The sequence below is a fragment of the Acidisarcina polymorpha genome, from assembly GCF_003330725.1.
GTDB lineage: Bacteria > Acidobacteriota > Terriglobia > Terriglobales > Acidobacteriaceae > Acidisarcina > Acidisarcina polymorpha.
The window spans coordinates 5111861-5124615 of record NZ_CP030840.1; the positions used below are offsets into that span (position 1 = coordinate 5111861).

General features: G+C 56.6%; 10 protein-coding genes and 2 pseudogenes. 3 read left to right on the top strand and 9 right to left on the bottom strand.

Annotated features, from left to right (window positions below):
• Window positions 1-6: 6 nt before the first annotated feature.
• The gene (locus ACPOL_RS21700) at window positions 7-465 is read left to right on the top strand and encodes a hypothetical protein (protein WP_114208909.1); all 459 of its coding nucleotides are present in this window, start codon (window positions 7-9) and stop codon (window positions 463-465) included.
• Here ACPOL_RS21700 and ACPOL_RS21705 read toward each other — a convergent pair.
• On the bottom strand, window positions 452-940 hold the full coding sequence (locus tag ACPOL_RS21705; protein ID WP_114208910.1) for a MarR family winged helix-turn-helix transcriptional regulator: 489 nt from the start codon (window positions 938-940) through the stop codon (window positions 452-454). The two genes, ACPOL_RS21700 and ACPOL_RS21705, sit on opposite strands and share 14 nt — an antisense overlap.
• 183 nt (window positions 941-1123) lie before the next feature.
• Between ACPOL_RS21705 and ACPOL_RS21710 the strand changes: the two genes are divergently transcribed.
• Complete coding sequence (locus tag ACPOL_RS21710) at window positions 1124-1825, top strand: IS6 family transposase (RefSeq protein WP_236656939.1); 702 nt, start codon at window positions 1124-1126, stop codon at window positions 1823-1825.
• A gap of 257 nt (window positions 1826-2082) precedes the next feature.
• On the opposite strand, the pseudogene ACPOL_RS35760 reads toward ACPOL_RS21710, so the two are convergent.
• The 3 genes and pseudogenes from ACPOL_RS35760 to ACPOL_RS21725 form a co-directional block, all read right to left on the bottom strand.
• Window positions 2083-3747: pseudogene (locus ACPOL_RS35760) on the bottom strand (RHS repeat-associated core domain-containing protein); the annotation flags it as partial.
• A gap of 271 nt (window positions 3748-4018) precedes the next feature.
• The gene (locus tag ACPOL_RS36475) at window positions 4019-4129 is read right to left on the bottom strand and encodes an SDR family oxidoreductase (protein WP_114210964.1); all 111 of its coding nucleotides are present in this window, start codon (window positions 4127-4129) and stop codon (window positions 4019-4021) included.
• A 40-nt stretch (window positions 4130-4169) separates the two neighbouring features.
• Window positions 4170-7481: a TonB-dependent receptor gene (locus ACPOL_RS21725; RefSeq protein WP_114210965.1), complete on the bottom strand. Its 3312-nt coding sequence runs from the start codon at window positions 7479-7481 to the stop codon at window positions 4170-4172.
• A 567-nt stretch (window positions 7482-8048) separates the two neighbouring features.
• Between ACPOL_RS21725 and ACPOL_RS21730 the strand changes: the two genes are divergently transcribed.
• Entirely contained in the window at window positions 8049-9329 is a 1281-nt protein-coding gene (locus ACPOL_RS21730) for an NAD(P)/FAD-dependent oxidoreductase (RefSeq protein ID WP_414633312.1), read from the top strand.
• A gap of 125 nt (window positions 9330-9454) precedes the next feature.
• On the opposite strand, the pseudogene ACPOL_RS21735 reads toward ACPOL_RS21730, so the two are convergent.
• The 5 genes and pseudogenes from ACPOL_RS21735 to selB all read right to left on the bottom strand — a co-directional run.
• Window positions 9455-9838 (bottom strand): annotated as a pseudogene (locus ACPOL_RS21735) (deiodinase-like protein); the annotation flags it as partial.
• Between the two features lie 12 nt (window positions 9839-9850).
• Window positions 9851-10171, bottom strand: coding sequence for a hypothetical protein (locus ACPOL_RS21740; protein WP_236656940.1), 321 nt, complete (start codon window positions 10169-10171; stop codon window positions 9851-9853).
• Between the two features lie 28 nt (window positions 10172-10199).
• Window positions 10200-10466, bottom strand: a complete 267-nt coding sequence (locus ACPOL_RS21745) for a carboxymuconolactone decarboxylase family protein (RefSeq protein ID WP_114208914.1) — start codon at window positions 10464-10466, stop codon at window positions 10200-10202.
• Between the two features lie 51 nt (window positions 10467-10517).
• A complete protein-coding gene (locus ACPOL_RS21750) occupies window positions 10518-10781 on the bottom strand; it encodes a carboxymuconolactone decarboxylase family protein (protein WP_114208915.1) in 264 nt (87 codons plus the stop codon).
• A gap of 51 nt (window positions 10782-10832) precedes the next feature.
• Complete coding sequence (selB, locus tag ACPOL_RS21755; protein WP_114208916.1) at window positions 10833-12734, bottom strand: selenocysteine-specific translation elongation factor; 1902 nt, start codon at window positions 12732-12734, stop codon at window positions 10833-10835.
• Between the last annotated feature and the right edge of the window lie 21 nt (window positions 12735-12755).

The window sequence follows — 12755 nt, forward strand, 5'->3', positions numbered from 1 at the left end:
TCTGCCATGCAAACACCTCTTCAGCAAGCACTCGTCCTCGCAATCGTTCTGCTCAACCCATACTGTTCTGGGGCCAATTGCGTGGAGCGCTTCGTCAACTATCAGACCTGGAATCTCATCCCCACCGACGCCTTCAAGGCGTATCACAGGGCGCAACAGCCGCTGATCCAGGCCTTTGTAGTAGCGCCGATGTTCCTTGGGTTCGTGCTCCAGGTCTGGTTGGCTTGCAGGGTGCCTTCCGGCGTCGACCCACGGGTCGTCTGGGCGATGGTCGTTGCATCCGCAGCTGGGGCGGTCTCCACTGTAATGCTTCAGCTTCCGGTCCACGCAGCATTCAACCGGAGCGGCTACTCGCCTGAACTCATGCGGGGGCTACTCCATTCCGATTGGATCAGAAAAGCCGCGGATTCTGTCCGGCTAGCCGCAACGGCGGTTCTCCTGCATCAGATGCTTAGCGCTCATTAGGCCCCAGGCCACGCAGCTTGCTCAGGAGCTTGGCCGCAGTCTTCTTTTCTTCGGTGGAAAGGCGATGCATTGCTTCCGCAAGCTCGGTCGCATGTAATGGGGCAATCTTCCTCGCCAGCGTTCGACCTTTTTCGGTGATGACTCCCGTCACCACGCGCTTGTCCTCGCTTCGCGACTCGCGGGCAATCAACCCGCGCTTTTCCAGCTTCTTGACAGTATAGGTCGTGCTTGCACCGGTGAGCAGAATCCGCTCGCTTAACTCACCGAGCGGGGTGGGGCCGTGTTGCCAAAGCACCATCAACACCGAGAATTCAGTCATGGTCAGGCCATGCTTCTGCATTCGCGGGCGCACATAATCGTCGACAAACTTGAACGCTCTGCCGATCGAGACGATCAGCTCCAGCGACGCTGCCTCATCCGGCGCAGGTCCCTGTGGCTCGGCCCCGAAACCGCCGCTCGATGGAGGTCCTTGCATCCAATGATTTTATCGCCACGGCTAGTCTTCTCGGTCGGCGGCAAATCGCCTACTTTCTCACGGACGCTGTAGATCGGGCCAACTTGCCGTGCAGTCGACTACGCGTTCAGATACCGCTGGGGGCTCTGTTGCATTAAGTATGGCTGTGAAGGCCAAGTCGGGACGGAGGCGGTAGGATGAGTCATGTTCAAACGCCGGCGGTTCCCCGTTGAGATCATCCTGCTTTGTGTGCGCTGGTATTGCAAGTACGGCATCAGCTATCGGGATCTCGTGGAGATGATGCAGGAGCGTGGCGTGGAACTAGACCCGTCTACGATTATGCGCTGGGTGCATCGTTATGCGCCTGAATTGGAGAAACGGGTGCGCTGGTACCAAGGCTACCGAACCAGTTCCTGGCGCGTAGACGAGACGTATGTGAAGGTCGGCGGTCGGTGGAAGTACCTGTTTCGGGCCGTCGACAAGCATGGCCGCTTGGTTGATTTCATGTTGGCAGATCGCCGCAATACTCGGGCAGCCCATCGTTTCTTGGGAAAAGCGTTGAAGACCATGCACCACTGGCCGCCGTGCTCGATCACCACCGACCAACTCGGTTCCTACCCAAAAGCAATCCGCCGACTACAGCGCGAGGGCAAGCTGTCTGCCGACACAAAACATCGGACCTGCAAATACCTGAACAACATCATCGAAGCCGACCATGGCGCCCTCAAGCGCGTCATCCGACCCACTCGAGGCTTTCAGACGATGAGGACCGCGCCTGCTACGATCAAGGGTTTTGAAGTGATGCGTATGATCCGTCGAGGGCATTGCCTCACCTGTAAGCCGCACGTCAAAGAGGAGATCCGATTCGTAAACAAGCTATTCGACATCTTCGCTGTCGCTGCCTGATCGAGCAGCGCACCGAGTGAACTGCGACCTGTGAAGTTAATGCAACAGAGCCCCAGCGATGGCGCCCCGCTACCCCCACCGGTTCCCCCGTTACTGGGAGGAGAACCGCACAGTCCGAAATACCAGCAATATCCATTCCCACCATAGCCAAAGCAAGCCAAAGGATTTTCATCACAGGAGGGAGGGGGCGGGGGATTTTGGAAGATACACGGATTTCCGTCGTATTCAGGCAACGAGCAAGGGTCCAGCCCGCTTGGATCCAAGAAGCTCAGCGGGTTATTCAGAACATAGGCATAGCGGTTCAAGCTCTCTGGATTGGTGATGTCGTAAGAACCCACGTAGGGGTCGGGCGAGAGCCAGCGCCCCTGGTAGAAGGAGTAGTTACGGAACTGAGCGTGTTCGGACATAGGTGCGCCGGCGTCGTTGCTGTCCTGCTCCATGTCGGCGAAGTGGAAGTTGTCTACATCGGTCTCGGTATTGAGGATACTGGCTACGTAGCCATCACCCCAGGGCAGAGACTTGTAGGTTGCAGAAGTCGTGCCGTTATGGTCAGTCCGTATGCGCTCGGTGCCGATATAATCCTGGTTCTCAAAGTAGGTAGCGTTGTCGGAGGAACGAAAGGCGATCTGCTGCCCGTCCCAATACATGCGGCCATCGGTGCCATTGTTCGTGGCTGCATTCCAGGTGGAGATGCGCCTTCCCGCATAGTCATAGGAATATTCACTGGTTCCTGCCGGCGTCGCCACGCTCACCCGTCGGTTCAGTGCGTCGTAGGTGTAGGACGCGGTTGAGCCGCCATCGACGCTCACAATGTTGCCCTCCGCGTCGTAAGTGTAGCTATGATACCCGTCTTTGGTCATGTTACCGGCCGCGTCATAAGTATAGCCGCCGCTATTAATTTTGTTACTCGTCGGGTCGAAGGAGGCGCTGAAGGAAGGTGCCCCGTTTTGCGACCACCGGTTGCCATACCGGTCATAGCTGTAGGTGTAGTTCTGATTGGCGACTCCATTCGTCACGGTACGGGAGGTGAGCCGGTTGAACTCGTCATAGGAGTAATTGGTAGAGAGACCCAGAACGGTATCGCCCACGTAGGAGACCTGCGAGCCCTTGATGGTCTCGCCCTGACCGAAGGCTTGTGTCCCCCCGCTGGCACAGTATGCGGCCGCCGGGCCTCCTCTGCACAGCCACTGCCCGTCTGGCCGCCCCATGAAGTCGTAGCCTTTGTAAAGATTAAGGCCGTTACCCAAAGTGTAGCTGACCGGGCCGTTTGGTCCATTGATGATGTTTGAGGCGATGGGTGTCGATCCGCCGGTTCCACCGGTCAGGTTATAGCTGTTGTTGTTGATCGAGGTCACTTCGCCCGCCGGGGAGCGAGTGTAGGCGACTTGTCCACTGACAGCGTCTCCTTCGGAGGTCAGGTTACCCGCCCAATCGTAGGTAAAGCCCAGCGGACGCGACTCCTGCTTCGCCGTGCCACACGTCGACGGAGCACAGTTCCACATATTCACTATCTGGCCCCTCACGTTATAGCTGAATTCGGAAGTGGTAGGATTGATCTCCGCCGTTGGTCCCCTAAAGGCGCCCATGACGGCCAGCCGGCCCCTAACATACTGCAGATTGTTCGTCGTGCAGCAAATCGTGTCGTAAACGAAACTCTTGTTTGATGTAGATGCGGATGGAACATCGTTGTCCGCATACCCAATAGAAACCACCCGTCCAAGCGCATCGTACTGGGTCGTCGTCGTTGTTAGGATGGCCGGGTTGGTTTGGTTCGCTTCTGGTCGAGTCCGGGTTACCTTGAGTCCTGTAGCGTTGTAGGCATACTGGTAATTCGTCGCGCCTCGCTCCGGCTCGGTGACCGACACAGGGCGACCCAGGGAATCGGTAATGAATGTGCGGGTCTGCGAGCCTTGGGCGACCATTGTCACCTGATTGCCACCGCTAGCCGTGGGGTAGGAGTAGGAGGTCAGAAAGCCCGTGGCGGGGATATCCTGGCCGCAGGCAACCGGAGCAACCCCCTTTAGTGTGGAAGAGGAGACCTCGCAGGCCGACGTGACCCGGCCTAATCCATCGACCTGGGTGATACGGCTGACACCATTTTCATCGGTCACCAGAGTGGCTCGTCCGGCATAAGTGTACCTAATAAGATCGTTTAGCTACTCTTTCAACGGTCTCTCATCCGTAGATTGGTGGTTATGCGGAAAAGCCGCCGTCGGGCTTTATGAGCTGGCCGTTAATCCAAGAACCAGCAGGCGACAATAGAAATGCGACGATATTTGCAGCGTGTTGAGGAGTACCTAACAGCGCCTTTCTGCTCGCATTCCCACCTACTCGTTTATGTGTGCTAAAACATAAACTTCAACGCAAACTGCACCTGGCGCGGAGGATTTGCCTCAAGGATATAGTTGAATGTCGGCGAGCTGATGTCGCTGTCGGGCAGATGAAAGTTCGTGCGATTCAGGATGTTAAACAGCTCCGCGCGGAACTGGATCTGCATTGATTCTGTCACCTTGAAATTCTTAAGTGCACCGAAGTCCCAGTCGGCATAAGCCGGGCCGACATTCACGTTGCGACCTTCTGTGCCAAACTGACCCGCATTGGTTACGGTATTGAGTTGCTGGTAAGCGCTGGCGTTGAGCCATGCGCGCACCTGGCGCGGCCCGTTATTGGGGCTGCCGACGAGGTTGGGTCGCTGGGCGGAGAAGCCGGTGATCTCCGGCGCGCTGCCTTGCGCCGCGACGTCGTTCGAGTCAAACACCGTGAATGGCGTGCCGCTCATCAACGTTGCTATGCCATTCAACTGCCATGCGCCCAACACCGTCTGATACCAGTTCTGCGGATGATTCCAGAACGGAAGATCCCATACATAGCTCGCAACGAATCGGTTGCGAGCGTCGAACAGCGAGGGCCCACGCTCGGCTGCAAGATTGAACGGATCCTGGGCGAGGTCGTTTTCTCCTGCGACTGGCTTCGCCTCTGAGCCCGTTATGTTGAACGACGAAACATCGTCGATCACCTTCGACCACGTATACGAGAGTAGGAATGACAGCCCACGGCTGTACTGCTTCCGCAGCGAGGTTTCCAGTGCGTTATACGACGAATTGGCGATGCCCGCGATCTCGCCGGTCGATGAAAACTGGCAACTGCTCGGCGGATCGGCGAGTGTGCAGCCGGAAAAGAGCCGCCGTTGATCAGCGTTGCTGGAATTGGAGATTGGCTGGCCGTCCACGTATCCAGGAACGAATACCGCTGGGTTCGCTTCGATAAAGCGGGGCAGGCGGGTTCCCTTGGTGCCGACGTATCCGATCTCGAACAAATAATTAGATCCGAACGTCTGCTGTAGGTTCAAGTCCCAATCCTGCGCATAAGGAAGTCTTAACGTCGGCGACAGGGTCAGGTTCGTGAGTGGCTTAGAAAACGTCCCCGGGGCAGGAGGATCGCCGTTGAACGGATCTGCGAAGTCCGGGAGGCTCACCTGCGGGGTTCCCAGGAACGGAGGCGCACTGATCGGGGCCTGCAAAGGCCCACCCTGTCCGGTGTAATAAGGCTCGTAGAAGATACCGTACGCCGAAGTAATCAACAGCTTGCCGTTACCGGTCGGGTCCCACGCGATGCCGAAGCGCGGCGCAAATGCCTTGTAATCGGTGGGGATCAGGCCTGCCGTCACGCCGGGATCGCCGGGATACAACAACCCCACCGGCGCGTTCGGTATCACCCGGGATTGCTTTCCCGGCGCAAACAGCGAGAGCAAATTATTCGTTTCGGTGTACGGGAAGGGTAACTCATACCGCAGGCCGGCATTGACCGTGAGACGCGGTGTGACCTTGTAGGTGTCCTGCACATAGGCATTTCCACTGTTGCCCCGAATATGGCGCGAAAAATTGCCGATACCTTGCAGGAAGACCACCGGCTGCCCGGTGAGAAAACTGGCGAACGCGTCCGTTACAGGGAACGGCGCAAATACGAAGAAGCCGTTGGTCGCAATTCCTTGCAGCACGTTGATCTGCTGATATTGGTATCCGCCGCCAAATTTCAGCGTGTGCTGGCCATGAACCCAGCTCAGCGACCCAGAGTAATCAAAGACATTTTCGTAGGTGTTACGCGGGCCGGTGATCGGATTACCAACATCGGCATAGCCACTCACCTGGATGAATGGCAGTCCGGTGGCGGCTTCGAGACTCGGTTGGTATTGGAACCCAACGCTTGAGGGGGGCTGGTGGTTTTCACTCTGGCCGAAGAGGAGTTTGTTGCGCAGAAACGAGAACCGGCCCACCGCGATGAGGGTCGGCGAAAACGTGTGCGTTTCGTCCGCGACAAAGCTCTGTGCGCGCTGGTTTTCGCCGACCGGGAACCCAGGCACGCTTGCGCCGCCTGGCGATAGCGGATCGACCTGAGAGAGTTGGTAAAACACGTAACGGAAGCTCAGCGTGTCGCGCGGATCGAGGTAATCATCCACCTTGATGCCGGCCTGATCGGTATCGTTGGTCAAGATCTGAGTTGTGGAGAACAGGTTCGTGCCGGCGTTGGGGAGCGGGAAGAAACTCAGCAGGTTTTCTGAAACCGGGTCCAACTGGGCCCGCGGCACCAGGTTGTCCAGGTACGGTGCATTGGCGAGGACGTTGAAAAGCTGATTCGCAGGGTTGTTGCAGAAGCCCTGCGTAAAGCCCTCCGGGCAGAGTGCTGAGAAGTCGCCGCCACGCTCCTTCAGCGACGGCACTGTGGTCTGCCCTGACACGCCCTGGTTGTTACGGAAGCCTTCATAGAATCCGAAAATGAACGTTTTGTCCTTTTTGATCGGCCCACCAGCCGCGGCGCCAAACTGGTTTTGCTTCAGTGGCTCTTTGGTCGGCGCGAAATAGTTGTTCGCATCGACTGCGTCGTTGCGCAGGAACTCCCATAGTGTTCCGTGAAGCTGGTTTGTGCCTGACCGAGTGATGATGTTCGTTGTCGATCCTAGAGAGCCTCCGAATTCAGCATTTGCGCTATGCGTGATAATGCGGAACTCGTTGATCGCGTCTACCGGCGGCTTGAGGACGAATCCGCCGTCAACTCCGTTGAAGTTATTCGCGCCGTCAATGAGAAAGTTGTTCGATTCGGGTCGCTGGCCGTTGACCGCATAAGCCTGTCCGTCGCGCAGCCCACCTCCCGCTTCGGCTAACCCAGGCGTTAGCGGAACGACTCCAGGCTGCAGCAGACCAAGTTGCGAGAAGTTGCGTCCGTTCAGGGGCAGATCCTCCATCTCGCGCTGTTGGACTACCTTGCCCATACTAGTGACGGTCGGCTCAATCAGCGGAGCGTCGCCGCTGACCAGCACTTGTTGCTTTTCGGATCCGACCGCGAGATGAGGCGAGACTGAAGCTGTCTCATTCACGTTGAGAGTGATGCCGTCCTGCAAATATTCCTGGAAACCCTTCGCTGTCACCTGCAGGCTGTAGTGCCCGACTGGGAGTTCCAGAAGAACATAGCTGCCCTCCCGATCGGTTGTCGTAGTCCGCGACAGACCCGTTTCCGCCTGCCGCGCCGTAACCGAGGCGCCTTGAATGACAGCACCTGTCGGATCTGTAACTACACCGCGAATGTTTCCGGTGATCTGCTGAGCAGACACACTGAGACAAGACAGCACCACAAGTGCCAGCACATTGCGAACAATGTTCATATTGTTTTTGAGCCTTCCGTGAAGACTTAACCCTGCGACAAAAGCGACGTCGCTGGTTCGCGCGACACTCCGTATGCCTTGTATCGCCGTGCACGTGCGCAAAAGAACGTAGAGCATCGTCAAAGAACTCCGCTAACTAGAGATTTTGGGTGGGGAACACCGACAGCGGGGGGCGCCCATATTCTGGGGAAGAAATCGCTTTGGTGGGCTGCACGGATGGACGCTACTAGCCAGGTCGTTGCACTGTCTTGAACAATTCGATGGATAGTTTTATCAATCCTTCGGTGGAGTCCAGTCGTAGTCAGCCGGTACTTGGGTTTACGTAAAGCTTCGGGCACATTCGGCCAAGGCCCATAAGCGACTTTGCCTTCGGCGCAGGATGAAGTCATTGTGGCTCTGAGGTATGCCTGCGAGACAGCCCGCCCTCATGATCAAGTTTTGGCCATCGCCGCAGCGAAGGTGACACAGGCTAAATCACGGTAAAGCGATGTTGAAAATACATCTTTATGAATCGATATGCTTAATTCAATCGCTAATGCAAAACGACAATGATCAGTCGATGTAACCGTGATGGGCGGCGGCCTCGCAGGGATGACCGCCGCCATTCATCTCGCCGCTGCGGGACTTCGGGTTTTATGCGTCGAGCCGGATTCCCTCAATAGAGATCCAGTTGGCGAGTCATTAGACTGGTCAGATCCCGATTTGCTGAAGACCCTTGGGCTGCAAATTGACTATCTCATTGAGCAAGGAATCGCTACTTTCAAACGCCACGCCGTTCTGAAGCTGAGAGACGGGTCCGAACGGCACTATATTCCGAGGGAATGGCTCGGGAAGCCTCCGTATAATGTCGACCTTCGGACACTCCATGTCGATCGTGGCGAGCTGAACCAGGCACTTCGTCAGATATTTCACAGCAAGGGGATTCGGTTGGCGAATGACCGGGTCGTACATGTCGAGACTGCTGGCAGAATGGTCAAAGCCGTTGTCACTGGCGAAGGCGAACGGATCGCCTCTCGATGGTTTATCGATGCATCTGGATCCGGTTCAACCCTGCTTCCCCGTATATTCGAGCTACCCGTCTATGAATATGGCCCGCACAAGGTGGCCATATGGGACTATTTCACTGTGCCTGAATCTATAGAGGGAACAACTTTGCACGCGGACGGTGCAGGCCCCTTGTATATGGAATGGGTTTGGCAGATACCAATTCATCCCAACACCATCAGTGTCGGCTACGTGGCGCCAGGGGACGCAATTAAAGAGAAGCGGCAACAAGAGCTCAGTGTTCAGCAGATCTTTGAGGCAAAACTCAAACACTTGCCAGCCTTGCATGGATTGCTGTACGGCCCGTTGAAGGAGCCGCCGCGCACGACATCCTTTCGTTGCCGCGCTTTCGCCAAGACCGCTGGCCCCAACTGGCTCGTCGCCGGCGAAGCCGCAGCCATGGTAGATCCAATGACCTCGAACGGGGTGACGGCCGCTTTGAGACACGCCGCAGAGGCATCGAGGCTGATTATTCGATATAAGGACCGCAAAGCAATTCCGCGCCCGATGGCGGCAATGTACAGTCAGCGGATCGTGAGCCTTGCAAAATTCTTTAACAGCTCTATTGAGAATATCCTCTACGATGCACCGGTCAGAAATCGTATTGGTCCATTCAATGCCGGCGATTTGTATACGATTCCTGCGTGGAGCATTAACGTGGTCTACTCCCGCTTGCGCCCCCAGGGATTCATAAAAACATCTCTATTTTGTCTATTACTCGCAACGCTCAGATTTTCCCTCGGCGCCTTCCACTGGTTATGTAGCCGATTGCAGCCTTCCCTGCCAACAAGAGCTACGGCTTGAGTGGGTGCATAAAGATTTTTGAGGCCACCGATGCATAATCAGATTCTTGCGTTTTTTTCGGAATAACGGACGCGCGCGTCTAAAAACCCCCGGCTGCGACGCCTGAGCAATGCAGCTCAACCGTTTCAGTTTGTTCCTAAGTTTTTCTGAAGTGCCGCTGCCAAATCCGGCGGATGAAATCCGAATGGCCCCGGCTTACTCTTGTATAGAACATGACCGTCAGTCCCAATCAGGTAAAGCCGGTCAGGCCAGCCGGTGTATGCAGTCTCAACCTGATTATCGAAGCCGTCGATTACTGCGGGAAACTTGATGCCGAGTTTTCGCACGCAGGTTCCCGCGACTGAGGCGCGTTCAGCCTCGTCCTTCGGGCTGGCGAAGAGCACCTTATCGCGGACATTGCTTTGCATCTCCCAGACATCCGTGGGATGGGCCTCTAGAATGTAGACCGCGTAAAAATCCGCCTTGCCTTTGTACTGCTCCGACAGCTTGTTCAGGGCGGGAACCTCCCGCCGAAAGGGCGGTCAAGTATAGCTCCCGAAAACCAGCACCACAGGTCGTTCCGCCCATAGGGAACCGAGTTCTATTGGGGATTTGTCTTCAAGCTTCTTGACGGTCAGACTCGGCGCAATATCGCCGGCCTGGATGGTCCCTCTGCGCGCATGCGTCCACATTGTCTCGAAGGGGAAGAGAAAATAGGCGGGCATCGGCATCCTGGCCATGACATGCCCGAAGACCTCTGGCGGCTGCCGCATCGCCCGATAGATGTAACCGACAAAGCCGACCCATAGGGCGAAGAGTATTGCCGCGGCTCCGCCTAGACGTCGTTTTGTCCTGTCGCTCAACCTGATCTTCATCTTCATCGTATCGGGCTTAATCCGTCAGTTTGTTCATTTCAAGATAGTTCTGTGGTGGAATCCCAAAAGCATCGGCGACCCGGTTGAAAAATGCGAAGAGCGCGGTTATGTAAACCGCCTCGGCAATTTGAGGGTCGGTCCAACCGTTATCGCGTAGCAGCTGAACATCCTCCGCGGTGGTTTTGTAGGCGGCTTCCGTCACCTTGCCTGCGTACTCCAGGAGAGCACGCTCCGCGTCGCTTAGCTCCGCTTCTTCGAGCTTGCCCGCTGCCAACGCCTGCACCGTCTTCTCATCCGCTCCCTGAACCCGCAGGAAGTATGCATGTGAGTCCAGTCAATATGGGCAGTGATTAAGCCTGGAGACCCAGCTCGCGATGGCTTCCTTCATCCGGCGCGTCAGATGGCCCTCGGAAAAGTGCACGGTGTTGCTGAAGCTCATGACCTCGCGCAGGAAATCCGGGCGATGGCTAAAACATTTGAGAATGCCGGAGACGTTCTGTCGACCCGAGCGGGCGCGCCATTCGTCATAGACCTTGGCGATTTCGCCGGTGGCGTCCGCATCTTCAATCAGTTCGATCTTTGTTTTGGAGTCTGCCATGATTCCTCAATCGCTCCACGTAAAATCTAGCATATTTGGCGGCCGCAGAAATCAGAGCACCAGACGCCGGTCGCCCTCCTTGCGGGTCACTCTTTCGCGGTCGAGATATTCCAGGAGAGGGATAGCATATTTCCTCGACAGTCCGGTGATCTGCTTGAAGCGTGCGACATCGATGGTCTGGCCGCGAAATCCCTTGAACTGCGCCCGCAATTCGTCAAGTGCCTGGCGATGGATGTAGACCGGATCGGTTCCCATCCTGACCATTGTTTTGTCGCGCAAGAGCATTGTCATGGATCGGCGCATCTGGTCGTCTGTGATTCCGAGGACTGTTGCGACTTCGTTGGTCGATGGCGAAGCGAGGCCGGCATTCTTGTAGATTCCCTCTATCTTAGATTGAATCGGATCGTCCTCTCCGGATGGTTGAGGGGCCGCTCCGCGAGAAAAGACCATTTCGCCTTGCCTGCAAAGCTTCTGCTCGGCAAACAAGCCTTCAACCAGATATTCGAATACTTCCCCGCTCAAACCGATCTGACTCTTCAGTTCAGAAAGCTTGATACCTTTCTGGTTGGATTTCATCTCCAGTCGAAGCAGGACAGCTTCGGCGGCGGCTTCCACGGCGTCTTTCGTCAAAAAGAGGTCGCCAGCAAAGCGGCCGAGATTGTTGCGGCTGACGAGAATATTGAGATGCCGAATCATAGCTTCTGGGGTGAGGCCAGTTTCGCGAACCAACTCCCGCAAAGAGACGCCCCGAGTTTTGCGTCGGCCAATGCGGAGCTTCACTTGTTCTTCGAGACTCGCATTCCCCATCGATTCGAGCCACGCGAGGCACTCGGCCTTCTTGAGTTTCTCGATCGGCTGCGCGTCGAGCACACGCCCGCCGCCGATGGTTGCCGCAGGCGACAGCTGCCGGAGTACAAATCGGTCTCCAGGCAGAAGTAGCACCGGATCATTAAGCTTCAACCGCACGATTCGCTTCGCGCCCGGTTCGACAGAGTTGTAGCCATAAAGCGAAACCGAGGCAAGCGTCTCGGTGGTGAAGGCGTGGAAATGGAGCCGCTCGCGATGCTTCAGTGCGGCGACGCCGGGCAGCAGCATGACCTCCGCGTCGATGGTCGATGTGGCCGTTAGCATCTCCGGCTCGACGAACGTTTGTCCCCGACTTATCTTGGATACTTCAATGCCGGTAAGGTTCAAAGCAACCCGCGAACCGGCGGAGACGCGCGCCTCGGAATGGCCATGCGTCTGTAGTCCCCTTACTCGTACCGTGCGACCGCCGGGTTCCAGAGCGAGCGATTCACCAGCGAAGACTGTTCCTGAGAGCAGCGTGCCAGTGACAACCGTGCCAAATCCCTTCATCATGAAAGCCCGGTCGATTGGCAGCCTCGACACATGGTCGGGTTGACGGACTTTCGTGTCCACCGCCAGGGCGCGCAGTTCATGGCGCAACTCCGCCAAGCCTTCGCCATTCTTTGCGCTCACAGGCAAAATTCTGGACTCGCTTGCATCGAGAAACGTTCCGCGGAGAAACGCTCTTACTGCGGTTAGAACCTGATCTAGGCGCTCAGGACTAACAGCATCGACCTTGCTGATCGTAGTGATTCCACGACGCACTCCGAGAAGTCCGCAGATTGCGAGATGCTCCCGGGTCTGCGGCTTGACGCCTTCGTTGGCCGCGATGACAAGCAGGACGGCATCCACGCCGCCCGCGCCAGCCAGCATGTTTCGGATGAAGAGCGCGTGACCGGGAACGTCAACGAAACTGATGCGGAGAGGCGTTCCGTCGGGCGCCGTCTCGTCGAGAGAGGCAAAGCCGAGATCGATGGTGATGCCTCGGCGCTTTTCCTCAGGCAGCCGGTCGGCGTCGACTCCGGTAAGCGCGTGTATCAAGGCTGTCTTTCCGTGATCGATGTGGCCGGCGGTACCAATAACAATGGATTTGAGCGGTGGGGTCATGGCGGGAGTTTCGTGCGGGCT